The organism is Pseudarthrobacter sp. 10T415, assembly GCF_056394175.1.
Map to the genome: position 1 here is coordinate 113,008 of NZ_JBFTHJ010000009.1, position 23,953 is coordinate 136,960.

Below are 23,953 nucleotides of genomic sequence, written 5' to 3' on the forward strand. Positions count from 1 at the left end.
GATGAATTAAGTCTGGCATCCGGCCCGAGGGGCCGGAAGGGGCTGCGGGCTCAGCGGCCCGTCTTGGGGGCGAAGATCCTGGCGATCAGCCGTGCGGCGAGGTTGAGGATCATCACCAGGATGATCAGCACCAGCGCCGCACCCCAGGCCCGCTCGGACGACGGGTCCGGGTTGGCGGGCGAGGTGGGGTTGAGGATCTGGGTGTAGATAAAGGTGGGAAGAGAGGCCATCCAGCCGCCGAAGACGTTGCCGTTGATGCTGGTGGCAAACCCTGCGGTGACCAGGATGGGAGCTGTCTCGCCGATCACCCGGGCGATGGCCAGGGTGACGCCGGACGCAATGCCGGAGATCGCCGTCGGGATGACCACCTTGAGGATGGTCCGCCATTTCCGCACGCCCAGGGCGTAAGCGGCCTCGCGAAGTTCGTTGGGGACGATCTTCAGCATTTCCTCGCTGGAGCGGACCACCACGGGAATCATGAGGACGGACAGCGCGACGGCGGCCACCGCGCCGGTCTTGGTTCCCGGGCCCACCACGGCGAAGAAGAAGGCCGCTGCGAAGAGGCCGGCCACGATGGACGGGATGCCGGTCATGACGTCCACGAAGAAGGTGATGGCCCGGGCCAGGCGGCCGTCGTTGCCGTACTCCACCAGGTAGATGGCGGTCAGCAGGCCCACGGGCACGGAAATGACGGTGGCCAGGAGGGTGATCTGCACGGTGCCCAGGAGCGCGTGGTAGATGCCACCGAGGACGGGGGCGCCCTCTTCAACGGCCTTGTTGTCGTAGACGCCGGTGACGCCGTTCATGGAGCTGCTCAGGAAGCCGGGGTTCAGGAGCCCGGGCACGCCGTTGACCAGCACGGTCCAGATCACGGAGACGAGCGGGAGCAGCGCCACGAGGAAGGAACCCACCACCAGGCAGGTGGCCAGCCGGTCCTTGGCCTTGCGGGAGCCTTCCACGGCGGCGCTCCAGGACACGAGCCCGACGGCGAACAGCAGCGCCGAGACGAGGCCCCACCCGAAGGCGTTGAAGCCAATGAGCGCCAGGATGGCGGCGCCCACGACCAGGGCGGCGGCCAGGACGATGTACGGGGCGTACTTGGGCAGCTGGCCCTTGGTCAGTGCCGAGCGCTTGCTGCGCACCGGGGTAAGCGTGGAGGTCATTTAGTTGGCTCCCGAGAATTCTTTGTGCCGGGTGATGATCCAGCGCGCAATCATGTTGACGGCCAGGGTGATGACGAACAGGACCAGGCCTGCGGCAATCAGCGTGCTCACCTTCAGGCCGCTGGCCTCCGGGAAGTTCAGGGCGATCTCAGCGGCGATGGTCTGGTTGCCGGACTGGATCAGGCTGGCGGTCAGCGCGCCGGAGGACAGCACCAGGGCCACGGCCATGGTTTCACCGAGCGCACGCCCAAGGCCGAGCATGACGGCGCTGATGATGCCGGGCCGGGCGAAGGGCAGGACGGACATCTTGATCATTTCCCAGCGGGTGGCGCCGAGGGCCAGCGCGGCTTCCTCGTGCAGTTTGGGGGTCTGCAGGAAGATCTCGCGGGACAGCGAGGTGATGATGGGCAGCACCATCACGGACAGGACGATGCCCGCCGTCAGGATGGTCTTGCCGGTGGCCGAGGCGGGACCCTGGAAGATGGGCAGCCAGCCCATGTTGTCCGCCAGCCAGTTGTAGGCCGGGGAGATCTCCCGGGCCAGGAATGTTGCGCCCCAGGCACCGTAAACCACCGACGGGATGGCGGCCAGCAGATCAACCACGTATCCCAGGCCGGCGGCCAGGCCGCGGGGGGCGAAGTGCGAGATGAACAGTGCAACGCCGATGGCGATGGGCGTGGCGATCACCAGGGCGATGACGGCGGCGATCAGCGTGCCGATCACGATGGGCCAGATGTAGGCAAAGAAGCCCGCCCCGCCCTGGATTTCGGCGGCGGGTGCAGTGAGCGCCGGGATGGCCTGGACCACCAGGAAGAGCGCGACGCCGAACAGGACGGCAAGGATGAGGCAGCCGGCGGCGAGCGCGGCGCCCGAGAAGATTTTGTCCCCGGTGCGGCCGGCGCCCTGGGTGCTGGTCAGGGAGGTGGCGGTCATTCGACGGCCCTTCGATCGTTAACTGGCACGAAAAAGATTGCTGCGTCCAAACCGAAGTTCCCCGCCTGCCTCTCGGCAGGCGGGGAACCCGGTTTTGGTGCGGCTGCTAGGACTTGACCTTGATGGAGTCAATGGCCTTCTGGGCCTTCTCCGCGAGGGAGGAGGACAGCGGGGCGGACTTCGCGGAGTCGGCGGCGGCCTGCTGGCCTGCGTCGGAGACTACGTAGTTCTCGAAGGCCTTGACCAGGTCAACGGTCTCCTGCTTGTCGTAGGCGCTGCAGACCACGTGGTAGGAAACCAGCACCACCGGGTAGGCGCCGGCAGCGGTGGTCTTGCGGTCCAGCTTGATGGACACGTCGTTGGCGGAGCGGCCGTCAACGGGCTTGCCGGCTTCAACAGCCTTGGCGGCGGCGTCGGCGGAGATCTTGACGAACTCCTCGCCCACCTTGATGGAGGCGGTGCCGAGCTTGCCGCCCACGGCGGAGTCGTCAGCGTAGGTCACGGCGCCGGGGGTGTCGGTGACGGTCTTGACCACACCGGAGGTGCCCTTGGCGTTCTCGCCCTGGAGGCTGGCGGGCCAGACGCCGGAGGACTTGTCCGTCCAGACCTCGGGGGCAGCGGAGGCCAGGTAGTCGGTGAAGTTGGTGGTGGTGCCGGAATCGTCAGAGCGGTTCACCGGGGTGACCTTCAGGTCCGGCAGGCTGACGCCCTCGTTCAGGGCGGCGATGGCGGGATCGTTCCATTTGGTGATCTGGCCGCGGAAGATCTTGGCAACCGTGGTGGCGTCCAGCTTCAGCTCGGTGACGTTGGGGATGTTGAACGCAACGGCGATGGGCGAGATGTAGACAGGGATGTTGATGGCGCCGTCCGGGCCGCAGACGGTCTTGGAGCTTGCGAGCTCCTCATCCTTGAGGTACGCGTCGGAGCCGGCGAACTGTGCCGAGCCGTCGATGATGGCCTTGCGGCCTGCGCCGGAGCCGTCCGGGGAGTACTGCACGGTGGCGCCCTGGTTGGCGGAGGCGAAGCCTGCCTTCCACGCGTCCATGGCTGCGCCGGTGGAGGAGGCGCCGATGCCGGTGAGGGTGCCCGTGACCTTGGGGCCGGAGGAAGTCTGGTTGCCGGCAGGCGTGGTGCCCGTGGCGTTGTCTGAACCGCAGGCGGTAAGCGCGAGTGCGCCGGCTGCGATAACAGCGATAGCCGCGTGGCGGCCGAAGCGGAGTGCCTTCACTAGGTGTACCCCTTCCAGGGATATTCAGTGCGGGCAGGGACGGAGAACCCTGCTGCGCGATGCGTACGTTCTGTACCTTCAACGAAGTTATGGGCCGCAGGTAACGGGATGGGCTGCCCAAAGTGAACGGGACCTTAACGACGGCGGGACTTTGGTTAACACTTGCCGGGTCACCATTGCGCAGATCACATTCGCCGCCGTAGTGCAGCTGCGCGCGCCGGAACCGGCCCGGGCAGCAAATAGACTTGACGCCATGGCCGCCCCCGCAGCAGGACTTTCAGCAAGCAGGCACTTCCTGCACGGCCGCTTCCGCACCGGGCTGATCCGGAGCCGCAATTCCCTGGTTCCGGCCATCCAGATGACGGTCTGCGCCGTGGGCGCCTACGCGTTCGCCGAGTACGTGCTGGGGCACTCCGGGCCGCTGTTCGCCGCCACATCGTCACTGATTGCACTGGGGTTCTCGCGGGAGCCGCGGCTGCGCCGGGTCCTGGAGGTGGGGCTGGGCTGCACCATCGGCATCGCGGTGGGCGACCTGCTCCTGCACTGGCTGGGCAGCGGAATCTGGCAGGCCGCCGTCGTGCTCCTTTTCTCCATCCTGCTGGCCCGCTTCCTGGACAGCGGCAATATCTTCACCACCCAACTGGCCCTGCAGTCGCTGCTGGTGGTGCTGCTGCCGGCGCCGTCCGGCGGGCCGTTCACCCGCAGTATTGACGCCGTGGTGGGCGGATTGTGCGCCCTGCTGGTGACCATCCTGATGCCGAAGGATCCCCGACGGGAGCCCCGGAAGGACGTCCAGAACCTGCTCCACGAACTGGCAGAGGTGCTGCGCGAGTGCGCGGAGGCATTGGCGCACAGCGACTCCACCAAGGCATGGCACGCCCTGGTCCGCGGCCGGAACTGCCAGCCCCTGGTGGACGGGATGCGGCACTCGCTGCGGGCCTCCAATGAGGTTGCCCGCCTGGCGCCCGCCTACCGCAGGCACCGGGACGAGCTGGACCGGCTCAAGGAATCCCTGGACTTCATCGACCTGGCATTGCGCAACAGCCGGGTGTTCGCGCGGCGGCTCACCAGCGCCATCAACCATGCGGCGCTCTCCGACGAAGCCACCGAAAACATCGCCGAAGTGCTGCAGGAGACCGCTGCCGCCATCGAGGAGCTGTCGCTGGGCCTCGCGGAATCGCATGACGGCGTCCGGCGCGCCCACCTGCGCACGGCCCGGAACGACCTCAGCGAGATCGCCCTCCGGCTGCACCCGAAGCTGCTCGAGGTGCAGCGGCTGGAGGGCGAAACAGTGGTGATGCTGTTCCGGCCGCTGATGGTGGATCTGCTCGAAGCCACGGGCATGGACGCCCAGGAGGCCCGGGACGTGCTGCCGACGCTGTAGCCGCCGGGCCGCAGGCGGGCGGGGCTGGAAGCCCGATGTCGGTGCCCGCCAGTAGGGTTGGAGGCATGGCAACAAAGACTTCCCGGGCTTCCAAGGCGCCCGCGTACAAATGTGCCGAGTGCGGCTGGACCACCGTCAAGTGGGTGGGGCGCTGCGGCGAGTGCCAGGCGTGGGGCACCGTTGAGGAAACGGGCACCGCTGTTGCACGGACGACGGCGGCCACCACCGTTGTGGAGCCGGCCCGGCGGATTGCCGAGGTGGACGCCACCACGGCGGCTTTCCTGCCCACGGGCGTGGCCGAGCTGGACCGGGTGCTGGGCGGCGGCCTGGTCCCGGGCGCTGTGATCCTGCTGGCCGGCGAACCCGGCGTGGGGAAATCCACCCTGCTGCTGGACGTGGCCGCGAAGTTCGCCCGGACGGCCCAGGATGTCCTGTACGTGACCGGCGAGGAATCCGCTGCACAGGTGAAGCTGCGCGCGGAACGGATCGACGCCGTCGCCGAATCCCTCTACTTGTCTGCGGAAACGGACCTTGGCCAGGCGCTGGGCCAGGTGGAAAAGATTGAACCGCGGCTCCTGATCGTGGACTCTGTGCAGACCCTCAGCAGCGCCGATGTGGACGGCAGCGCCGGTGGCGTCTCCCAGGTCCGCGAGGTGGCCGCCTCCATCATCGCCGCGGCCAAGCGCCGCAACATGACCACCCTCCTGGTGGGCCACGTGACCAAGGACGGGTCCATCGCCGGGCCCCGCCTGCTGGAGCACCTGGTGGATGTCGTCTGCCAGTTCGAGGGTGAGCGGCACTCCCGGCTGCGGTTGCTCCGGGCCGTCAAGAACCGTTACGGGCCCACGGATGACGTCGGCTGTTTCGACCTGAACGAGAACGGTATTGAGGGGCTCACCGATCCCAGCGGGCTGTTCGTCAGCCGCACCAAGGAGCCGGTGTCCGGCACCTGCATCACCGTGACCATGGAAGGGCGCCGTCCGCTGCTTGCCGAGGTGCAGTCGCTGCTGGCCGAAAGCCCCAACTCCCAGCCGCGCCGCGCCACCAGCGGCCTGGACAGCTCACGGGTGTCCATGCTCCTGGCCGTGCTGCAGCAACGTGCCGGAACCCAGCTGCACAAGGATGATTCCTACGTGGCAACGGTGGGCGGCGTGAAGCTCAGCGAGCCGGCCACTGACCTGGCCGTTGCCCTGGCCGTGGCCTCGGCGAAGGCCCGCAAGCCTCTGCCGGTCCGGCTCATCGCCTTCGGCGAGGTGGGCCTGGCCGGTGAGGTCCGGCCGGTTCCCGGCATCAACCAGCGGATCCAGGAAGCCCACCGGCTGGGATTCACCCATGCGGTGGTCCCAGCCAGCCATACAGGGCCCGGGCCTGTTCCGGCCGGTTTCTCCGTTCGCGAAGTGGAGCACCTGACCGAGGCGCTGAGCCTGCTGATCGGCTGAACCCCCGCCGGGCTTACTGGGCAGGGTCAGGGGTGCTGCGGAAGCTGGTCCGGATCGTCCCGGTGGGCGCTGAACAGCCATGTGGAGACGTCACTGCGCAGCACCAGCAGGGGGCCGCCCGTGGAGCTGACGTTTCCCGTGGGCACGTAGTAGCCCCTGCCGGAACCGGGCCCGCCGGCCGCGCGGTCCAGGGCGTCCTGGAGGTGGCGGGGCAGGTGGCCCTGCGGGCCAAGACGGTGAAGCTCATCAAGTTCTTCCGGCGTCAGCCGTCCCATAACCTCAGCAATGTTGGCCATGATGGTCCCTTCGAGCAGAGTGCCTGAAGGAATAACCTAAAGCAGTGCCGTGAACTGCGGGTTAACACCGGGCGGCAGTTTTCCACTTTTGATTCGACCTTGGAGGGCAGATGCCGGTTCGAAGCGCAGGACTCCTGCTGTACCGGCGGGGCGCTGACGGTCCCGGCTCAAATCCGGACGTTCACGTGTGGATCGCCCACATGGGCGGACCGTTCTGGGCCCGGAAGGACACCCATGCCTGGTCCATTCCCAAGGGTGAGTACGGTGACGCCGAGGACCCGCTCGCAGCGGCCCTGCGGGAATTTGCCGAGGAGATGGGCGTACCCGCTCCCGCCGCCGAGTACCGGCTGCTGGGTGAGTTCCGGCAGTCGAGCGGCAAGATCATTACCGTGTTCACGGCGGAACAGGATTTCCGGCCCGAAAGTATCGTCAGCAACACGTTTCCGCTCGAATGGCCCAAGGGGTCCGGACGTATCCAGCACTTTCCCGAGATCGACGACGCCCGCTGGTTTCCGGTACCCGCCGCACGGGACAAACTCGTCAAAGGCCAGATTCCTGTCCTGGACGCCCTGCTGAAGGAGCTCGGCGAGGCCGGATGATGGCAGGATGCGAAAAGCCGGTGGTCCATGAGGAACCACCGGCTTGTCGAGCAGAACAGCTTCGTTCCCCAACCTGTGGGGCGCCTCACCTAGGCGGCAGAATGCTCCTGCGGCGGCGCGGTCTTTGCCCGGCCAATCATCGCAACGCTCACGTCGTCGCCAGAGCAGACCATGGTCCGTCCGCCGCCGTCGCGCCGGATCATCCAGAACACACTGCGGTCCGCTGCGATCATGTCGATCGTCCCGGACACGGCGGTTCCCCGGGCCGCCAGCACCTCGACGTCGTCGCCGCGGCCCAGCCTGGACCAGTCGGGGACCTGGGCCGGGGCGGCGACGCGGACCGGCCCGCGCCTGGCGGCAATCCTGCGAAGGGGGCTGCGCTGATACATTCCGGTTCCCGTTCCTGCTAGAAGTTTCCGCCGTCGGCCTTGACGGCCAGCACGGGACGGTCGGCCTGCATCAGGATCTGCTGCGCGTGGCTGCCCAGGATGAACTTGCCCACCTGGGTGCGGTGCCGCAGTCCGATGACGATGAGCGAGGCATCCACCTCCCGGGCAACGTCCAGGAATTCGTCAGCGAGGTCATGCTGGTACGGCGGCTGGATGACTGTTGCCTTGATGCCCGCGGCCGTGGCCCGGGCAGCGGCGTCCGCCAGCACGTCCTCGGGTGCGACGGACTTGTCCACCAGCGCACCCTGGCGGGCCGAGTTCACGATGAACAGTTCCTGGTTCCGCAGTTGCGCCTCGGCGATGCCTGCGGTGAGGGCAGCCTCCCCGGCAGGTGTGGGGACGAACCCGACGATGATGCTCATACCTTCTCCTTGATGTTGTTGGCGCCGTCGTTGTTGGTGCCGTCTCCGGCCGGGGCGGATGCCGCCGTCGTGCCCTTGCGCTTGGCGATTGCGCTGCGGATGCCCGGCATCAGTGCCACCAGGACGAAAACTGCCAGCAGGGTGGCCGAGATGGGACGGGTGAAGAACCCGGTGGGGTCGCCGTCGAACACCAGGAGCGAGCGGCGGAGGGAGCTTTCCAGCAGCTCGCCCAGGACGAAGGCCAGGACCAGCGGGCCGGGTTCGAAGCCGAACTTCTTCATCAGGTAGCCCACCACGCCGAAGACCACCACGAGCGTCACATCGAACATGCTGTTGTTGATGGTGTAGGCGCCCAGCAGCGTGATCAGCGCGGTGATCGGGGCGAGGATGGCGGCGCGGACACGCAGGATCCGCACGAAGATTCCCACCAGCGGCAGGCTCATGATCAGGAGAAGGATGTTGCCGATGTACATCGAGTTCACCACGCCCCAGAACAGCTCCGGTTCCTGCTCCACGAGCTGCGGGCCCGGGGTGACGCCTTGGATCAGCAGCGCACCGAACATCAGGGCCATGGTGGCGTTGGCGGGGATGCCCAGGGTCAGCAGCGGAATGAAAGACGACGTTGCTGCCGCGTTGTTCGCCGTTTCGGGGCCGGCCACGCCCTCGGGCGCACCCTTGCCGAAGCGTTCGGGCTGCTTGGCGCGCTTCTTTTCCATGGCGTACGAGGCCATGGAGGCGATGGTGGCGCCGCCGCCGGGAAGGATGCCGAGGAAGAACCCGAGCACGGAGCCGCGGCCGATGGCCCCGGAGGCGTGCTTCAGTTCGGCTTTCGAGGGCCAGACGTTGGAAACCTTCGACGGCGCTTTGGCGGCGCGGTGCCGCTCCTCCAGGTTGTAGAGGATCTCGCCGAGGCCAAAGATGCCCATGGCGATCGGCACGAAGTCGATGCCGTCCGCCAACTGGATGCTGCCGAAGGTGAAGCGGCTCTCCCCGGTGAAGATGTCCCGGCCCACGGTGGCGAGCAGGAGGCCCACCGACGCCGCGATCAGCGCTTTGGCCTTGGACCCGCCGCTGATGGTTGCCACCAGCAGGATGCCCAGCATGGCCAGCGCGGAATACTCGGGCGGCCCGAAGTCCAGGGCGAAGCCTGCCACCAGGGGCGCCAGGAAGGTCAGGCCGATGATGGCTGCCGTGCCGCCGATGAACGAACCGATCGCGGCCAGGCCCAAAGCGGTTCCAGCCTTGCCCTGCCGGGCCATCTGGTACCCGTCAAAAACGGTGACCACTGATGATGCTTCGCCGGGGAGCCGCAGCAGCACCGACGTGATGGTGCCGCCGTACTGGGCCCCGTAGAAGATGCCCGCGAGCATGATGATGGCCGTCACCGGCTCAACACCGTAGGTCAGGGGCAGCAGGATGGCGATGGTGGCGGCCGGTCCCAGGCCGGGGAGCACGCCAATCAGCATGCCGATGACGACGCCGACCAGGCAGTACAGGAGGTTCATCGGTTCCAGGACGACCGAGAAACCGTTAATCACAGGATTAAGAAAATCCACGGTGGTCTCCTAGAAGAGGTGGGGAATGGAGGTGCCCAGGGCCAGGATGAAGATCGCGTAGAACGCAACCACCACCAGGACACTGACCAGGACGGTTGAGCGCCAGGTTTCGCCGCCGAGGAATTTCATCCAGATGACGCACAGGACCAGGGCGGGGATTTCGAAGCCGATCACCGGCATCAGTGCAACCATCGTGGCGAGGGTAGCCAGGCCAATCAGCGGGGCGAACGACATCCGGGTGAATTTCTCGGCGTCCCGGTTGTGCCGGCCCAGGATCAGCTGGAAGAGCCCGAGCGCCACCATCACGCAGCTGGCCATGAAGGGCCACAGGCCGGGCTGCGGGGCGGACAGGGTTCCCAGGCCCATGGCCACCGAGAGGACCAGGGCGCCGATGCCGACGCAGAGCACCACCAGGGAGGACGCGGCGTTGGCCAGCGGCCCGGCAGCGGGAGGCTTCTCCTCTTCCCATTGTGCGGCGAGCTGCTCCGGGGTCAGGGCTTCGGGCAGTTCGTTGGGGGCGTCCGCGCCGGGCGTAACGGCGGTGCTGCCGTCACGCCCGGCGGATACTGCTGGAGTTGTCTCCATGGTCCTTACTTTTTCCCGCCGAGGCTGATGTCGTACTTCTCCACCAGCTCCTTGTACTTCTCGGCGTAGCCCTTCCACTCAGTGACAACTTCCTCGCCGCTGAGCTCTTTGGGCGTCAACAGGTTCTTCTTGTTGAACTCCTTGTAGGCGTCGGTCTTGAAGGTGTCCTGGAAGGATGCCAGGAGCTTGTCCTTGACCTCCTGCGGGGTGCCCTTGGGCGCTGCCACCGCACGGTACTGGGCCACCGGGACGTCGTAGCCGGCTTCCTTGGCTGACGGCACGTCCGGCAGGAAGCTGTTGCGCTCTTCGGAGAAGACGAGCAGCGGGGAAACCTTGCCGGCTTCGATCTGCGCCATGGCCTCGCCCAGCTGGATGGTGGCCAGTTCAACCTGGTTGCCCAGGACGGCCGTGAGTGCGGGCTTGCCGCTGTCGAAGGGAACATCGGTGCCCTTCACGTTGGCCTGCTTGAACAGGACGGTCTGGGCCAGCTGGCTGCCGGTGCCCACGCCCGTGGTGCCGAACGTGACGTTGCGGCCGGCGTTGGTGACATCCTTGAAGCTCTTGAAACCTGACTGCTGGCTGGCCACGAGGACGTAGTCGTCCTGCGACAGCCCGGCAATGATGTCCAGGTCATCGATGTTTACGGCTTCGTCGGCGCTGACGGCCAGCGGGGTGATGGTGATCAGCGATGCAGTGAGCAGTACCAGCTCCTGGCCGTCTGCGGTCTTGCCTGCCACTTCCTTGGTGGCGAGGGCTCCGTTGGCGCCGGGCTTGTTGACCACCGGCATGGGCGAACCGAGGGTCTTGGTAGCCCCTTCAGCCAGGGCGCGGGCGATGAGGTCGGTGCTGCCGCCGGCCGCCTGGCCGACGGTGAGCGTGACCGGACCGCTGGGGAACTTGGACGAGTTGCCGGCCGCGGCGCCGCCGCCAACGTTGCCGCCGCATGCCGTCAGGGCCAGCAGCGTGACAGCCGACGCAGTGCCGAGGATCGCGCGGCGGGTGGGGAAGTGCTTCATTGGAACTCCTCATTAAGTCTCCGGGTGGGGCCCGGAACAATCTGTGAACCGGGTCACCCCGTTCGCTTTGTCGAGTGTAGGGACCGGTTATGATGCCTGTCTAAGCCCATATCTGCATCATTTGATACCCGGAAGGCATCATGTTTACTTTCGACCAGCTGGCCGGCTTCATCGCCGTGGCCGAGGAGCTCCACTTCGGCCGCGCGGCCGAACGGCTGAACATGACGCAGCCACCGCTGAGCCGGCAGATCCAGAAGCTGGAAAAGATCGTCGGGGCCGAGCTGCTGGAACGGGACAACAGGAAAGTCACCCTGACCTCCGCCGGCGAAGCCTTCCTCGACGAGGCCCGGCGACTGATGGCACTTGCCGAGCGGGCCCCTGTCACAGCCCGGCGGATCGCCTCCGGGCGGTCGGGTGTCCTGCGGGTGGGGTTTACCGCAGCAAGCGGCTTCAGCATCCTGGGCCCACTTCTGGGGGAACTGGCGGCCATCATCCCGGACGTGGACATCGACCTGCAGGAACTGGTGACCGGTGAGCAGCTCAGCGGCCTCCTCACCGGAGAACTCGACCTGGGGCTGGCCCGGCCGCCGTTCGACAGTGACACCTTCGATTCACACCTGCTCTACCGCGAATCCATGGTGATAGCGGTGCCGGTGGGGCACCCGCTGACGCTCTTGGCGCGGGACATCACAGCCGAGGACTTCAAGGACGAGCCCCTGATCATGCACTCCCCCAGCCAGGCCCGCTATTTCTACGACCTGGTGGTGCGGATGCTGCCCATCCGCCACGCCAACGTGGTGCACACCGTCAGCCAGATCCTCACCATGGTTTCCCTGGTGGCCGCCGGCCGGGGCCTTGCCTTCGTGCCCCACTCCGCCACCCTGCTGGGCATCAAGGACGTGGAGTTCCTGCCGCTCGAGGCCGGGCGCGGGGAGGAAGTGGAACTGCATGCGCTGTGGAACCGCAGGATCACCAACCCCGCTTTGGCCCGCCTGCTGCGCGACCTCGAATTCGCGATGGAGTGATCCCCGGGCTGGCCACGCAGCACGAGATGCCACTGGGCGCGTGCGGCATCATGATGCAACAAAGGTATCAATACATATAAAAATACACTTAGACAGGCATCAGCGGCGCTCCTACGCTGGGAAGGAATCATCAGCCTGCCGCCTTCGCGGCGCACACACCCGGAGGACCTCACCGTGGCAAAGTACACCCCCCAGGAACTGGCGGACACCCTCAAGGAAGGCCTGCTGTCCTTCCCCGTGACGTCGTTCGATGCCAACCTCCAGTTCGATGAGGAGAACTACCGCAAGCACCTGTCCTGGCAGGCAAGCTTCCCCGTGGCCGGCCTCTTCGCCGCCGGCGGCACCGGCGAAGGCTTCTCCCTGACACCCGCGGAGTCCGAGCGCGTGGTCCGCACCGCCGTCGATGAAGTGGGCAGCCGCGTTCCGGTCCTGGCCTCCGCCGGCGGATCCACCGCCCAGGCCATCGAAAACGCCCAAGCCGCGGAAGCTGCCGGCGCCGACGGCATCCTGCTCCTGCCGCCGTATCTGACCGAAGCCGACCAGGCAGGCCTGGTGGAGCACGTCAGCGCCGTCTGCCGCGCCACGTCCCTCGGCGTGATCATCTACAACCGTGCGAACGCCATCTACAAAGACACCACGGTGGCCACCCTGGCGGACCGCCACGACAACCTCATCGGATTCAAGGACGGTGTGGGCGACCTCGAGCACGATGCCCGCGTCTACGCCAAGCTCGGCGACCGGCTCTTCTACCTCGGTGGCCTTCCCACCGCCGAAACCTTCGCGCTGCCCCTGCTGCAGCTGGGCATGAGCACCTACTCCAGTGCCATGTACAACTTCGTTCCGCAGTTCGCCCTGGACTTCTACCAGGACGTCCGCAACCAGGACCGCGCCGCCGTGAACAAGAAGCTGAACGACTTCGTCATCCCGTACCTGGACATCCGCGACCGCGTGAAGGGCTACTCTGTCTCCATCGTCAAGGGCGGCCTGGACGCCATCGGCCGCTCCGCGGGACCGGTGCGCACGCCGCTGCAGAACCTGGCGCCGCAGGACCTCGCGGACCTTAAAGCCCTCATCGCCACCGTTTCCTAGCCGTCACCGAAGACACAGGAGCAATTCATGACCCTCACCGGACATTCACTCATCGCCGGCCGGACGGTTGCCGGCGAAGGCAAGACCGCTTTCGGCTTCAACCCCGCCACCAACGAGGCCCTCGAGCCCGCCTATACGCTGCTCACCGAAGAACAGCTCGCCACGGCCACCACGGCAGCGAGGGAAGCTTTCCCCTCCTTCAGCACCTTGGACCCGGAAACCCACGCCTCCTTCCTGGAGTCCATCGCCGACAACATCGAAGCCATCGGCGACGAACTGCTGGTCCGTGCCGGCCAGGAAACCGGCCTGCCCGCCGCCCGGCTCACCGGCGAGCGTGCCCGCACCACCGGCCAGCTGCGCCTCTTCGCCGCCGTGGTCCGCCAAGGCGACTTCCGCGGCGTCCGCATCGACCCCGCCATCCCGGACCGGGCCCCGCTGCCCCGCGCGGACATCCGCCAGCGGCAGATCCCGCTGGGCCCGGTGGCCGTGTTCGGCGCCAGCAACTTCCCGTTGGCGTTTTCAACGGCGGGCGGCGACACCGCCTCGGCCCTCGCCGCCGGCTGCCCCGTGGTCTTCAAGGCCCACAACGCCCACCCCGGCACCAGCGAACTCGTGGGCCAGGCCATCAGCAAAGCCGTCCAGGACAACGGCCTGCACCCCGGCGTGTTCTCGCTGATTTACGGCCCGGGCTCCAGCATCGGCCAGGCCCTCGTGGCAGACCCCGCCATCAAGGCCGTCGGGTTCACTGGATCGCAGTCCGCCGGCATCGCCCTCATGAAGACCGCTGCCGCGCGCCCGGAACCCATCCCGGTCTACGCCGAAATGTCGTCCCTGAACCCTGTCTTCGTCTTCGACGGCGCCCTCGCCGGCAGTCCCGAAAGCATCGACGCCCTCGCGTCCGCCTACGTCACCGCCGTCACCGGCAGCTCCGGGCAGCTCTGCACCTCCCCCGGCCTGCTTTTCGCCCCCGCAGGCGAGGCTGGCGACAAACTCGCTGCCGCCGTCGGACGCGCCGTGGCAGCCAGCGCCGGGCAGACCATGCTCACCGCCGGCATCGCCGGGTCCTGGAATACCGGCACCGAGGCGCTCGGCGCAGCGGACGGCGTCGAACTCATCGGCCAGGGCACCCCTGGGCCCACCGAAAACGCCCCCGCACCGGCCATCTTCGGCACCGGCGTTGACCAGTTCACCACCAACCACGTCCTGCACCAGGAAATTTTCGGCGCAGCATCCCTGGTGATCCGCTACACCGGCACCGAAGACCTGCTCCGGGCAGCCGCCCGGATCGAGGGCCAGCTCACCGCGTCCCTGCACCTGACCGAAGCTGACTACGCGACGGCGGCGCCGCTGATCCCCGTCCTCGAACAGAAAGTGGGCCGCATCATCGTCAACGGCTGGCCCACCGGCGTCGAAGTTGGCCACGCCATGGTCCATGGCGGCCCCTTCCCCGCCACCTCCGACACCCGCACCACCTCGGTGGGAACCCTCGCCATCAACCGTTTCCTCCGCCCGGTCGCATACCAGAACATCCCCCAGGAACTGCTGCCGGCACCCCTGCAGGACGCCAACCCCTGGCACCTCAACCGCCGCATCGACGGCGACGTCGTGGCAGCACCCGAGAAGGCTGAGGTGGGCGCATGAGCGGCCAGCCCACCATTGCCGGCGTTGAGGTAGTACCTGTCGCGGGGCACGACAGCATGCTGATGAACCTCAGCGGCGCCCACGGCCCGTTCTTCACCCGCAACGTGGTCATCCTGACCGACTCCGATGGGCGCACCGGGCTGGGCGAGGTGCCCGGCGGCGAAAAGATCCGCACCACCATCGAAGAGGCCGGTGCACTGCTCAAGGGCAAGCCGGTGGCCCGGTACCGCTCGCTGCTGCGCGACGTTGCGGCGGAGTTCGCGGACCGCGACGCCGGCGGCCGCGGCCTGCAGACCTTCGACCTGCGCACCACCGTCCACGCGGTCACCGCCGTCGAATCGGCCCTGCTGGACCTGCACGGCCAGTTCCTCGGCGTCCCCGTCGCGGAACTGCTCGGGGACGGGCAGCAGCGCACCTCGGTGCCCATGCTCGGATACCTCTTCTTCGTGGGCGACCACCAGCGGACGGACCTGCCCTACCTGGTGGAGGAATCGCCGTCGGACCGCTGGGAGAAGCTGCGCCGGCAGGAGGCCATGACGCCGGAGGCAGTGGTAGCCCTGGCCGAAGCCGCCCAGGAACGTTACGGCTTCAGCGACTTCAAACTCAAGGGCGGCGTCCTGTCCGGCGACGACGAGGTGGACGTGGTCACGGCCCTGGCCAAGCGCTTCCCGGACGCCCGGGTCACGCTCGATCCCAACGGCGGCTGGCTCCTCGACGACGCCATCCGGCTCGGCAAGCGGATGCAGGGAGTGGTGGCATACGCCGAGGATCCGTGCGGCGCCGAGGGACGCTTCTCCGGCCGCGAGGTCATGGCGGAATTCCGCCGGGCCACCGGCCTGAAGACGGCCACCAACATGATCGCCACGGACTGGCGCGAGATGTCCCACGCCATCCGCAGCAACGCCGTGGACATCCCGCTGGCGGACCCGCACTTCTGGACCATGCACGGCTCGGTCCGGGTGGCGCAGCTGTGCAACGAGTTCGGCCTCACCTGGGGCTCGCACTCCAACAACCACTTCGATATTTCGCTGGCCATGTTCACCCACACAGGCGCCGCGGCGCCGGGTGAAATCACCGCCTTGGACACGCACTGGATCTGGCAGGACGGCCAAGGCCTGACCAAGAGCCCGCTGCAGATCAAGGGCGGCGCCATCGAGGTCCCGGCCGCACCCGGGCTGGGCATCGAGCTGGACCGCGAAGCGCTGGACAGGGCGCACCAGCTGTACCGGGAGCACGGACTGGACGCCCGTGACGACAGCATCGGCATGCAGTACTACGTCGACGGCTGGTCCTTCGATCCGAAGCGGCCCTGCCTGGTCAGGTAGGACCGCGGCAGCAGCCCCGGACCGGGAGCGCAGCTGCCACAAATTTGGGGCCCCTTTTGTTCTGCTCGCCGGACACAAAAGGGGCCCTCCCCATGCCTGCCCCCTAAAGTAATTGAGTCGCTGTGGCGCACCCCACATTCCCCAGCCCCACAGCCGGCAGACAGATCTATCCCGAAGGAAATACTCAATGGTGTCTGTGGACAATGCCGTCACGGACGTGGCCTCGGCCACGAAGAAGTTCTTCAAGCGCGTACTGCCCATCATGTTGGTGATGCTGGTCTGCAACCAGCTCAACCGCTCCAATATCGGCTACGCGCAGGACCACTTGCAGGCCGACGTGGGCATCGGCGCCGCGGCCTACGGCTTCGGCGCGGGCCTGTTCTTCATCGCCTACGCCATCTTCGAACTTCCCAGCAACGTGATGATGGAGAAGTACGGCGCCAAGATCTGGCTGACCAGGATCATGATCAGCTGGGGCATCGTCTCCTTCCTGATGGCCTTCGTGCAGAACGAGACCATGTTTTACGTCCTCCGTTTCCTGCTCGGCGCTGCGGAGGCCGGGTTCTTCCCCGCTGTCATCTTCTACTTCGCCCGCTGGGTCCCTGCCGGGCAACGCGGCAAGGCCACCGCCATCTTCATCGCCGGTTCCTCCGTGGCCGCGGCGATCTCCGGTCCCGTTGCCGGTGGCCTCCTGAGCCTGCAGGGTGTCCTTGGCCTCCGCGGCTGGCAGTGGCTGTTCGGTTTCGAGGGCGCGCTGTCCGTCGTGGTGGGCATGGCCGTGTTCTTCGTCCTGGACGCCGGCATCAAGGATGCCAAGTGGCTCTCCCCCGCCGAGAAGGCCGCGCTCACGCAGGCCATCAGTGACGAGGACGCCCAGCACGCCCCCGCCGAAGGCGACGAGACAGGCGACGGCGCTGGCGCCGGCGCTGGCGCCGGCGGCAAGCTAAACCGCTGGACGATGCTGCTGAACCCGCAGATCCTGCTGCTGTGCGGCATCTACTTCTCCGTGCAGCTCTCCATCTACGCCAACACGTTCTGGCTGCCCAGCATCATCAAGCAGATCCCCGGCACCACGGACCTGGCTGTGGGCTTCCTGTCCTCCATACCCTGGGTCTGCGCCGTGTTCGCGATGTACTTCGCCGCCAAGATGCAGGACAAGGCAAAGTCCAAGAAGCCGCTCCTGGTGGCGGCACTGCTGGTGGCGGCAGTGGGCACCTTCGCGGCCGCCATTGCCTCACCGGTTCTGGCGCTGGTGTTCCTGGCCGTCGCCGCCATGGGCTTCAAGAGCGCCTCGCCCCTGTTCTGGACCATCCCGCAGTCCGGACTGCACCCGTTGGTCCTGGCCCCGGCCATCGCCATCATCAACTCGCTGGGTAACCTCGGCGGCTTCGTGGCGCCCTTCGGCTTCGGCATCATCAAGGAGCAGACCGGCAGCGTGGTCCCAGGCCTGTTCGCGCTGGCCGCCGCGTCCACCATTGCCGCCGGCCTGGTCTACTTCCTGAAGGAGCGCCGCAGCGGAGGGGACGCCGTCGTGGATTCTGCGAACCCTTCAGCAAAGGCAGCGGAGGCAGCCGAAGCGGTTCCCGCCCGCGCCTGACGCTTAGCACAGTCCAAATCGCTGGAACGGTGCGGGAACGCTGAACAGGCCGCAGGTACAGCGTCCCCGCACCGTTCCAGCGTCCCCGCGTCCAGTTGGCTCCCCCGGGTACGGCCTACGACGGCGGCAGGCGGCTTAGCTTCCCGCGATCACCAGCGCCACGCTGTGTCCGCCGAAGCCGAACGCATTGACCAGACCGGCCCGGGGAGAGCCGGCAGCCAGTCCAATGGCGGTGTCGGTGACGACGTTCAGTTCCACCTCGGGGTCCAGCGCCTCCACGTTCAGCGTCCCTGGAAGTTGCCCGGTGCGGAGCGCTTCGAGAATCACGACGGCGGCAAGGGCACCGGCGCCGCCCAGCAGGTGGCCGGTGTGCCCCTTGGTGGAGGTCACGGGCACCTCGGTGCCGAAGATGGCGCTGATGGCCTGGCCCTCGAGCCGGTCCCCCACAGGGGTGGAGGTGGCGTGGGCGTGGACGAAGCCAATGTCCGCCGGTTCCATCCCGGCCGAAGCCAGCGCCTTTTGCATGACGCGGCGCTGCATGGCCGGGTCCGCGGCCACGATGTCGTTCGCGTCGGAGGTCACAGCACCCCCGGCAACTTCGCCGAGGACTGCGGCGCCCCGGGCACGGGCGTGGCCTTCGCTCTCCAGCACCACCATCCCGGCCCCTTCGGAGAGCACGAAGCCGTCCCGGCCGCCGTCGAACGGCCGTGACGCTTCCGCCGGATCCCCCGGGCGCGTGGACAGCGCACGGATCTGGGAAAATCCGCTGATCACGAGGTCGTTGATGGAGGCGTCCACGCCGCCGGCAATTACGACGTCGGCAGCACCGGAGCGGATCATCTCGGCTGCCTGGACAATCGCCTCAGCCCCGGAGGCGCAGGCGCTCACGGGAGTACGCGCGCCGCCGCGGGCTCCGAGGTCGATGGACACCCAGGCGGCGGGGCCGTTGACCATCAGCCGGGTCAGGGTGTGCGGGGAGACCTTGCGGGGGCCGGATGCCGCCAGCACCCGGTCCTGCTCGATGGTGGAACCCAGCCCGCCGTACGCGGAGCCGATCACCACGGCGAACCGTTCCGGGTCCACCTCAGGGGCGCCTGCCTGGGTCCAGGCTTCGCGGGCGGCGATGAGCGCCAGCTGGCCGCACCGGTCCATGCGCTTCAGTTCCCGGGTGCTGAGGTGCTGGGAGAGGTCCGCGGACACCTGTCCGGCGATCTTGACGGGCAGCTGCCCGGCCCAGTCCCCGGTCAGCGCGGTGATGCCGGATTTCCCGGCGAGCAGCGCCTGCCAGGTCTCCGCCACGGAGGCGCCCAGCGGGTTGATGGTACCGGCGCCGGTAACGAGGGCGCGCGGTTGGGCCGTGGTGGGTTCCGTCATTGGTGCCCTTACTTTGCGGGGTTGTGCGTGCCGATGGGCACCAGGGTCAGGTCCGGGTGGTTCTTTTCGATCCGGCGCAGGGCCCAGACGTCGTTGAACAGGGCGAGGTATTCGCCGTCGGACCGCAGGAGCACCTCCGCGCCCGGAACGTTGGCCAGCGCGGGCATGGCGTCCGCCGTCGAGATCCTGGCCAGCGAGTAGGGCAGGCGCTCCAGCCGCATGGGGGCGCTGAAGTCGTGCGCCATCCGGTCCTCCACCACCTCGAACTGCATGGGGCCGACGGCGGCGAGCACCGGCGCCTGGTCACCGCGGACGTCGGAGCGGAGCACCTGGATGACGCCTTCGTGCTCAAGCTGTTCGATGCCGCGGCGGAACTGCTTGAACTTGCTGGGGTCCTTGGAGCGGGCCACCTGGAAGTGTTCCGGGGCGAAGAGCGGGATGGCCGGGTATTCCACGGAGTCTTCGAGGAAGAGGCTGTCTCCCACGCGCAACGAGGAGGCGTTGACCAGTCCCACCACGTCACCGGGGTACGCCTCGTCGATGACTTCACGTTCGCGGCCGAACACCTGCTGGGCGTACTTGGTGGCGAAGGACTTGCCGGTGCGGGTCTGGGTGACCACCATGCCGCGTTCGAAGACGCCGGAGCAGACGCGGATGAAGGCCACATGGTCGCGGTGGGCCTTGTTCATACCGGCCTGGACCTTGAACACAAAGCCAGAGAACGGGGATTCGACGGGGCGCGGGCTGCCGTCCACGTCGGGGCGTGGTGCCGCGGGCGGCGCGAAGTCCACCAGCGCGTCCAGCAGCTCCTTGACACCGAAGTTGAGCGCGGCGGAGCTGAACAGGATGGGGGTGGCCTTGCCGGCGTGGAAGGCATCGACGTCGAACTCGAGGTTGGACTCGACCACCAGGCCGGCCTCATCCACGGCATCTGACCAGTTGCTGCCCTGGCTTTCGGCGGCTTCCTCCGGGGTGAAGTACTCGGTAAGGGCGATCTGGGCGCCGGCGTTGTTGCGCTGGAACCGGGCGAACCGGTCGTTGCGCAGGTCCCAGACACCGCGGAAGTCACCGGAGATGCCCACGGCCCAGGTCAGCGGCATGGGCTGCAGGCCGGTGCGCTCGGTGATCTCGTCCATCAGCGCCAGGGCGTCCAGGCCCGGCCGGTCCCACTTGTTGATGACGGTGATGATGGGCAGGTTCCGCTGCTTGCAGACCTCAAAAAGCTTCATGGTCTGGGTTTCCAGGCCCTTGGCGGCGTCCACCAGCATCACGGCGCAGTCGACGGCGGCCAGCACGCGGTAGGTGTCCTCGGAGAAGTCGGCGTGGCCGGGGGTGTCCAGGAGGTTGATGACCGTGTCCCGGTAGGAGAACTGCAGGGCAGCGGAGCTGATGGAGATGCCGCGGTCCTTCTCCATTTGCATCCAGTCCGAGACCGTTTCCTTGCGGTTGGCCTTGCCGCTGGAGGCGCCGGCGGTGCCGATCACCTTGGCGTGCAGGGCGAGGGCTTCCGTGAGGGTGGACTTGCCGGCGTCGGGGTGGGAGATGACGGCGAAGGTCCTGCGGCGGCCCGCTTCCTTGTGAATCTCATTGATCCGGGCGGGGGTCAGGACATCTTGGGACACGGTGCTACTTTCGCTGCGGTTGCGGCTGGATGAAGCCAAAGTCCAATTTTATCGCAGGCCCGCAAACCGGCGCAGGTCCGCTTAACGCCCGCGAAACCGGCAGTTCAAGGCAGCGAAACGAGGGCCCGCTACCGTGGCGGCATGATGACGCCGGGCAACCCCTTCCACGATCCCTTCGCCTCCAGCATTGGTCCTGCCAGGATGCAGGAGCACAGCGCAGGCCAAGGAGACGCAACTCCGCAATCAAAGGGCGTCCAGTCGGCGGCCGAGCTGAAAGCACTCCGGGCAGCATCGCTCGCCAGGGTCAGCAAGGACCTTGAGCGGATGCTCCGGGTCAGGGCACGCTGAAGCGGGCTTACCTTCGCTTTCCCTTTTGGCTCTTCCTGTCCGGCCCTCAGCTCCGGGGTCTTCCTGTCCGGGACCACGCGGGTTGCCGCCTGAAAAGGCATGATGGGTGCATGCGCAGCATAGAGCTGGTGTTCGACGACGGCACCGAATCCGCCGTCCGGGCAGACTGGGCGCGGCTCGCCGAGGCGGGGCTTCCCAGCCTTGCCGGCCATACCGGCGCCAGCAACCGGCCACACCTCACGCTCGCGGCCGGGGCGGAACTGTCCGTGCCGCAACTTCACGCGTTCGATGGCGCGCTTCCCATGGAGGCCGTCTTCTCCGGCGTGCAGGTTTTTGCCGCCGGCAGGGACAGGTATGTCCTGGCCCGGTCCGTGGTGCTGACTGCCCCGCTCCGCAAAGTGCACCGGCGCCTGCACCGGGAGATCGGGGGTGCCGTTCCGCTCACCCTTCCCGGGGCCTGGACGCCGCACGTCACCCTGGCCCGGCGGGTTACCGGTGAACAGCTGGGCAAGGCCATGGATCTCCTGGACCTCCGGCTCGGCGGGCACATTGTGGGTGCCCGGCTCTGGGACAGCAGCACAAAGTCGGTCACCGGGCTCTGATTTCCTTCCGCGGACGCAGCCGGGCTCCATCAACCTCCGCCCCGCGGCCAAAGTGCATGCTGCGCGCGGTGCGGCGCATGCCCGGTCCGGGCGTTTCCGGCCCACCCCCAATGGTGCACTTTGGGGCTTGCCCATGCGGAATTTGGGGGAGGTTGCCCCTATCATTGTGCTTGCGGGAAAATGAGTACTTTTGATCCGGCCGGTGCAACAGGGATGCCGGCATTCTTGCGGGGTGTCTGCCCGCACCTTTGAAGGGAAAACTTATGGCGCGGAGCCCCGAAGAATCACTCAGGGCGACTCTGGGCAGGGTGGCCCCGGGAACTCCCCTCCGCGACGGACTTGAACGCATCCTCCGCGGCCGCACCGGTGCACTGATCGTGCTGGGCTCGGACCGTACAGTGGATTCGATCTGCTCCGGCGGCTTTGACATCGGCATCGAGTTTTCACCGACGCGCCTGCGTGAACTGGCCAAAATGGACGGCGCCATCATCTGCGACAAGGATGCCGGCAACATCCTGCGCGCCGCAGTCCAGCTGGTCCCCGATTCCAGTATCGAAACCCAGGAATCCGGAACCCGCCACCGCACCGCCGAGCGCGTCGCCATCCAGACCGGCGTTCCCGTGGTGTCAGTCAGCCAGTCCATGCAGATCATCGCCCTGTACGTCAACGGCCTGCGGCACGTGCTGGAGGGCTCCGAGAAAGTCCTGGCCCGCGCCAACCAGGCCCTGGCCACGCTGGAACGTTACCGTGCCCGGCTGGACCAGGTCACCAGTTCACTGTCCGCCCTGGAGATCGAGGCGATGGTCACCGTCCGGGACGTGGCCGTGACGCTGCAGCGGCAGGAGATGGTCCGCCGGATCTCGGAGGAAATCTCGCAGTACGTGCTGGAACTGGGCGAAGACGGCCGCCTCCTCTCGCTCCAGCTCGATGAACTGACTGTGGGCCGCGGGCCCGGCAGCGACGTCATCATCCGCGACTACGCCGGCCCGGACGCCTCGCCCGAGGACATCGACAAGGCCGTCAGCGCCCTCCTGAACCTCGGCCCCACCGAGCTGATCGACCTCGGCAAGATTTCCGGGATTATCGGCTTCGCCGGCGGCGTGGATACGCTCGACGCCATCGTCCAGCCCCGCGGCTACCGCCTGCTTTCCGGGCTGAAGGCCGTCCCCAAGGCCGTAGCGGACCGGCTGGTGGACCACTTCGGCGGGCTGCAGTTCCTGATGGCCGCCACCATCGATGACCTGATGACCGTTGATGGCATCGGCGACCAGCGTGCACGGACTGTCCGTGAAGGCCTCAGCCGGATGGCCGAAGCCAGCCTGCTGGACCGCTTCCTCTAATTCACGCACCCCCCGCCGGTACCGCCCCAAAGGCCGGCCTCAAGCCGACCCGAAGCAGGTCCGCGGTGGGAAGGTCCCTGGAGGGAAGGTTCGCGGAGGGCCTAGTTCAGCTGGAATACAGCCTTCGGGCTGGCTTTGGAGCCGAGCTTCGCAGTGAAGATGTAGTACGCCCCGCCGGTTCCGGGCTTGGCCGCCACCGCCTGGCATCCCTCCACAGTCCGGTTCCGCTGCCACGTGAAGTTGGCTGTTTCGCTGGCGCCGGGCGCCAGGGTCTTTTCCAGGTCCTCGCTGGCAGCCTGGCAGTCCTTGGAGGAAAAGACCCGGTCAGCGCCGCTGGTCACGAGGAACTCCATTTGCGAGGTCCCCAGGTTCACCTCGCACGCCACGGTACCGCCGTTGGTTACCTTCAGCGTGAGCCGCGGGTTTTCGCCGTCGCCATAGGCCGCCTTGTCCGTGGAGGCCGAGATGGTCACGAGGTTCTGGTTGCAGCCGGGGCTGGCGGACGGCGAGGGCGTCGCGGAAGCGGAGGGAGCGGCCGACGGCGGAGCCGAAGCTTCGGGGGAAGCGGCCGGCGCTGCGGTGGTGGGCATGGTGGACGAAGCCTGCTGGGAAGCTCCCCCGAGCACCCCGGAGATGGCAAAACCGGTGATCACCAAAGCGATGACCATCAGCAGCGCGCCACCAACGAACAGCCTGCGGCGCCGGTACACGGCTGCGCTGGCCTTCGGTGCACCGCCTGAGCCCGGTGCCGATGCCTTGCCGCGTGCTGGTGAACTGCCTTGCCTGACCATCCTCCTAGGCTAGGGAAAGTCCCCGGTTCTGCGGCACCACCACGCCGCCGGCAGGCCATCGCTCTGGTCACAACGCGGGCCAGGCCCGGTTTTCCGGCCCGCGAAGCGCATCCATTACAGTGTTGGCATCGATACTCAAGCCCCTCCCTTAACCGCTCCCGCCGGAACGCCGCAACCCCCAAGCGACCC

At 67.3% G+C, this 23,953-nt stretch carries 23 protein-coding genes; 11 read left to right on the forward strand and 12 right to left on the reverse strand.

Features of this window, described 5'->3' with window-relative positions:
* Positions 1 to 50 precede the first annotated feature (50 nt).
* From pstA to pstS, 3 genes are all read right to left on the reverse strand, one after another.
* Positions 51 to 1,163: a phosphate ABC transporter permease PstA gene (pstA, locus tag AC1DBN_RS13360; protein WP_091717494.1), complete on the reverse strand. Its 1,113-nt coding sequence runs from the start codon at positions 1,161 to 1,163 to the stop codon at positions 51 to 53.
* Positions 1,164 to 2,096 carry a phosphate ABC transporter permease subunit PstC gene (pstC, locus tag AC1DBN_RS13365; protein ID WP_056082832.1) on the reverse strand — a complete coding sequence of 311 codons (933 nt, stop codon included), beginning with the start codon at positions 2,094 to 2,096 and terminating at the stop codon, positions 1,164 to 1,166.
* A 106-nt stretch (positions 2,097 to 2,202) separates the two neighbouring features.
* The gene (pstS, locus tag AC1DBN_RS13370) at positions 2,203 to 3,324 is read right to left on the reverse strand and encodes a phosphate ABC transporter substrate-binding protein PstS (protein ID WP_477723420.1); all 1,122 of its coding nucleotides are present in this window, start codon (positions 3,322 to 3,324) and stop codon (positions 2,203 to 2,205) included.
* Between the two features lie 253 nt (positions 3,325 to 3,577).
* Here pstS and AC1DBN_RS13375 point away from each other — a divergent pair, with 253 nt between their 5' ends.
* Both AC1DBN_RS13375 and radA read left to right on the forward strand, forming a co-directional pair.
* A complete protein-coding gene (locus AC1DBN_RS13375) occupies positions 3,578 to 4,708 on the forward strand; it encodes an FUSC family protein (RefSeq protein ID WP_477723421.1) in 1,131 nt (376 codons plus the stop codon).
* A gap of 65 nt (positions 4,709 to 4,773) precedes the next feature.
* Positions 4,774 to 6,147, forward strand: a complete 1,374-nt coding sequence (gene radA / locus AC1DBN_RS13380) for a DNA repair protein RadA (RefSeq protein WP_091717488.1) — start codon at positions 4,774 to 4,776, stop codon at positions 6,145 to 6,147.
* 26 nt (positions 6,148 to 6,173) lie between these two features.
* On the opposite strand, the gene AC1DBN_RS13385 is transcribed toward radA, so the two are convergent.
* Positions 6,174 to 6,443, reverse strand: a complete 270-nt coding sequence (locus AC1DBN_RS13385) for a hypothetical protein (RefSeq protein ID WP_426765203.1) — start codon at positions 6,441 to 6,443, stop codon at positions 6,174 to 6,176.
* Positions 6,444 to 6,553: 110 nt separating this feature from the next.
* Between AC1DBN_RS13385 and AC1DBN_RS13390 the strand changes: the two genes are divergently transcribed.
* The gene (locus tag AC1DBN_RS13390) at positions 6,554 to 7,042 is read left to right on the forward strand and encodes an NUDIX hydrolase (RefSeq protein WP_091717485.1); all 489 of its coding nucleotides are present in this window, start codon (positions 6,554 to 6,556) and stop codon (positions 7,040 to 7,042) included.
* A gap of 89 nt (positions 7,043 to 7,131) precedes the next feature.
* Here the strand turns inward: AC1DBN_RS13390 and AC1DBN_RS13395 are convergent, their stop codons facing one another.
* Genes AC1DBN_RS13395 through AC1DBN_RS13415 form a run of 5 tightly spaced genes read right to left on the reverse strand, consistent with a single transcriptional unit; the run spans position 7,132 to position 11,010 of the window.
* Complete coding sequence (locus AC1DBN_RS13395) at positions 7,132 to 7,431, reverse strand: hypothetical protein (RefSeq protein ID WP_091717483.1); 300 nt, start codon at positions 7,429 to 7,431, stop codon at positions 7,132 to 7,134.
* A gap of 17 nt (positions 7,432 to 7,448) precedes the next feature.
* Positions 7,449 to 7,853: a universal stress protein gene (locus AC1DBN_RS13400; RefSeq protein ID WP_477723422.1), complete on the reverse strand. Its 405-nt coding sequence runs from the start codon at positions 7,851 to 7,853 to the stop codon at positions 7,449 to 7,451.
* A complete protein-coding gene (locus AC1DBN_RS13405) occupies positions 7,850 to 9,409 on the reverse strand; it encodes a tripartite tricarboxylate transporter permease (protein ID WP_477723423.1) in 1,560 nt (519 codons plus the stop codon). The genes AC1DBN_RS13400 and AC1DBN_RS13405 overlap by 4 nt, the downstream gene beginning before the upstream one ends.
* 9 nt (positions 9,410 to 9,418) lie before the next feature.
* Positions 9,419 to 9,994: a tripartite tricarboxylate transporter TctB family protein gene (locus AC1DBN_RS13410; RefSeq protein WP_477723424.1), complete on the reverse strand. Its 576-nt coding sequence runs from the start codon at positions 9,992 to 9,994 to the stop codon at positions 9,419 to 9,421.
* A gap of 5 nt (positions 9,995 to 9,999) precedes the next feature.
* Complete coding sequence (locus AC1DBN_RS13415) at positions 10,000 to 11,010, reverse strand: tripartite tricarboxylate transporter substrate binding protein (RefSeq protein WP_477723425.1); 1,011 nt, start codon at positions 11,008 to 11,010, stop codon at positions 10,000 to 10,002.
* 140 nt (positions 11,011 to 11,150) lie between these two features.
* Here AC1DBN_RS13415 and AC1DBN_RS13420 point away from each other — a divergent pair, with 140 nt between their 5' ends.
* The 5 genes from AC1DBN_RS13420 to AC1DBN_RS13440 all read left to right on the forward strand — a co-directional run bounded on the left by AC1DBN_RS13420 (position 11,151) and on the right by AC1DBN_RS13440 (position 17,687).
* A complete protein-coding gene (locus AC1DBN_RS13420; RefSeq protein ID WP_091717475.1) occupies positions 11,151 to 12,035 on the forward strand; it encodes a LysR family transcriptional regulator in 885 nt (294 codons plus the stop codon).
* A gap of 174 nt (positions 12,036 to 12,209) precedes the next feature.
* Positions 12,210 to 13,124, forward strand: coding sequence for a 5-dehydro-4-deoxyglucarate dehydratase (kdgD, locus tag AC1DBN_RS13425; RefSeq protein WP_056082860.1), 915 nt, complete (start codon positions 12,210 to 12,212; stop codon positions 13,122 to 13,124).
* 27 nt (positions 13,125 to 13,151) lie between these two features.
* On the forward strand, positions 13,152 to 14,765 hold the full coding sequence (locus AC1DBN_RS13430) for an aldehyde dehydrogenase (NADP(+)) (RefSeq protein ID WP_477723426.1): 1,614 nt from the start codon (positions 13,152 to 13,154) through the stop codon (positions 14,763 to 14,765).
* The gene (locus tag AC1DBN_RS13435) at positions 14,762 to 16,090 is read left to right on the forward strand and encodes an enolase C-terminal domain-like protein (RefSeq protein WP_056082865.1); all 1,329 of its coding nucleotides are present in this window, start codon (positions 14,762 to 14,764) and stop codon (positions 16,088 to 16,090) included. Before AC1DBN_RS13430 ends, AC1DBN_RS13435 begins: the two co-directional genes overlap by 4 nt.
* A 187-nt stretch (positions 16,091 to 16,277) precedes the next feature.
* Complete coding sequence (locus AC1DBN_RS13440) at positions 16,278 to 17,687, forward strand: MFS transporter (RefSeq protein ID WP_477723427.1); 1,410 nt, start codon at positions 16,278 to 16,280, stop codon at positions 17,685 to 17,687.
* Positions 17,688 to 17,822: 135 nt separating this feature from the next.
* On the opposite strand, the gene AC1DBN_RS13445 is transcribed toward AC1DBN_RS13440, so the two are convergent.
* Complete coding sequence (locus tag AC1DBN_RS13445; protein WP_477723428.1) at positions 17,823 to 19,061, reverse strand: beta-ketoacyl-[acyl-carrier-protein] synthase family protein; 1,239 nt, start codon at positions 19,059 to 19,061, stop codon at positions 17,823 to 17,825.
* Positions 19,062 to 19,069: 8 nt separating this feature from the next.
* Positions 19,070 to 20,683 carry a peptide chain release factor 3 gene (locus tag AC1DBN_RS13450; RefSeq protein WP_091717466.1) on the reverse strand — a complete coding sequence of 538 codons (1,614 nt, stop codon included), beginning with the start codon at positions 20,681 to 20,683 and terminating at the stop codon, positions 19,070 to 19,072.
* A gap of 141 nt (positions 20,684 to 20,824) precedes the next feature.
* Between AC1DBN_RS13450 and AC1DBN_RS13455 the strand changes: the two genes are divergently transcribed.
* The 3 genes from AC1DBN_RS13455 (at position 20,825) to disA (ending at position 22,973) form a co-directional block, all read left to right on the forward strand.
* The gene (locus tag AC1DBN_RS13455) at positions 20,825 to 21,031 is read left to right on the forward strand and encodes a hypothetical protein (RefSeq protein ID WP_056082873.1); all 207 of its coding nucleotides are present in this window, start codon (positions 20,825 to 20,827) and stop codon (positions 21,029 to 21,031) included.
* 110 nt (positions 21,032 to 21,141) lie between these two features.
* Positions 21,142 to 21,633: a 2'-5' RNA ligase family protein gene (locus AC1DBN_RS13460; protein ID WP_261618557.1), complete on the forward strand. Its 492-nt coding sequence runs from the start codon at positions 21,142 to 21,144 to the stop codon at positions 21,631 to 21,633.
* Between the two features lie 263 nt (positions 21,634 to 21,896).
* On the forward strand, positions 21,897 to 22,973 hold the full coding sequence (gene disA, locus AC1DBN_RS13465; RefSeq protein ID WP_015935570.1) for a DNA integrity scanning diadenylate cyclase DisA: 1,077 nt from the start codon (positions 21,897 to 21,899) through the stop codon (positions 22,971 to 22,973).
* A 101-nt stretch (positions 22,974 to 23,074) separates the two neighbouring features.
* On the opposite strand, the gene AC1DBN_RS13470 is transcribed toward disA, so the two are convergent.
* Positions 23,075 to 23,764, reverse strand: a complete 690-nt coding sequence (locus tag AC1DBN_RS13470; protein WP_477723429.1) for a hypothetical protein — start codon at positions 23,762 to 23,764, stop codon at positions 23,075 to 23,077.
* Between the last annotated feature and the right edge of the window lie 189 nt (positions 23,765 to 23,953).

Bases quoted from the DNA above. Each gene is read 5' to 3' on its own strand.
- AC1DBN_RS13445 (WP_477723428.1), bottom strand. From the start codon at position 19,061: ATGACGGAACCCACCACGGCCCAACCGCGCGCCCTCGTTACCGGCGCC.
- AC1DBN_RS13415 (WP_477723425.1), bottom strand. From the start codon at position 11,010: ATGAAGCACTTCCCCACCCGCCGCGCGATCCTCGGCACTGCGTCGGCT.
- AC1DBN_RS13440 (WP_477723427.1), top strand. From the start codon at position 16,278: ATGGTGTCTGTGGACAATGCCGTCACGGACGTGGCCTCGGCCACGAAG.
- AC1DBN_RS13435 (WP_056082865.1), top strand. From the start codon at position 14,762: ATGAGCGGCCAGCCCACCATTGCCGGCGTTGAGGTAGTACCTGTCGCG.
- AC1DBN_RS13395 (WP_091717483.1), bottom strand. From the start codon at position 7,431: ATGTATCAGCGCAGCCCCCTTCGCAGGATTGCCGCCAGGCGCGGGCCG.
- AC1DBN_RS13470 (WP_477723429.1), bottom strand. From the start codon at position 23,764: ATGGTCAGGCAAGGCAGTTCACCAGCACGCGGCAAGGCATCGGCACCG.
- AC1DBN_RS13410 (WP_477723424.1), bottom strand. From the start codon at position 9,994: ATGGAGACAACTCCAGCAGTATCCGCCGGGCGTGACGGCAGCACCGCC.
- radA (WP_091717488.1), top strand. From the start codon at position 4,774: ATGGCAACAAAGACTTCCCGGGCTTCCAAGGCGCCCGCGTACAAATGT.
- AC1DBN_RS13375 (WP_477723421.1), top strand. From the start codon at position 3,578: ATGGCCGCCCCCGCAGCAGGACTTTCAGCAAGCAGGCACTTCCTGCAC.
- pstA (WP_091717494.1), bottom strand. From the start codon at position 1,163: ATGACCTCCACGCTTACCCCGGTGCGCAGCAAGCGCTCGGCACTGACC.
- AC1DBN_RS13385 (WP_426765203.1), bottom strand. From the start codon at position 6,443: ATGGCCAACATTGCTGAGGTTATGGGACGGCTGACGCCGGAAGAACTT.
- AC1DBN_RS13455 (WP_056082873.1), top strand. From the start codon at position 20,825: ATGATGACGCCGGGCAACCCCTTCCACGATCCCTTCGCCTCCAGCATT.
- AC1DBN_RS13420 (WP_091717475.1), top strand. From the start codon at position 11,151: ATGTTTACTTTCGACCAGCTGGCCGGCTTCATCGCCGTGGCCGAGGAG.
- AC1DBN_RS13460 (WP_261618557.1), top strand. From the start codon at position 21,142: ATGCGCAGCATAGAGCTGGTGTTCGACGACGGCACCGAATCCGCCGTC.
- AC1DBN_RS13400 (WP_477723422.1), bottom strand. From the start codon at position 7,853: ATGAGCATCATCGTCGGGTTCGTCCCCACACCTGCCGGGGAGGCTGCC.
- AC1DBN_RS13430 (WP_477723426.1), top strand. From the start codon at position 13,152: ATGACCCTCACCGGACATTCACTCATCGCCGGCCGGACGGTTGCCGGC.
- pstC (WP_056082832.1), bottom strand. From the start codon at position 2,096: ATGACCGCCACCTCCCTGACCAGCACCCAGGGCGCCGGCCGCACCGGG.
- AC1DBN_RS13390 (WP_091717485.1), top strand. From the start codon at position 6,554: ATGCCGGTTCGAAGCGCAGGACTCCTGCTGTACCGGCGGGGCGCTGAC.
- disA (WP_015935570.1), top strand. From the start codon at position 21,897: ATGGCGCGGAGCCCCGAAGAATCACTCAGGGCGACTCTGGGCAGGGTG.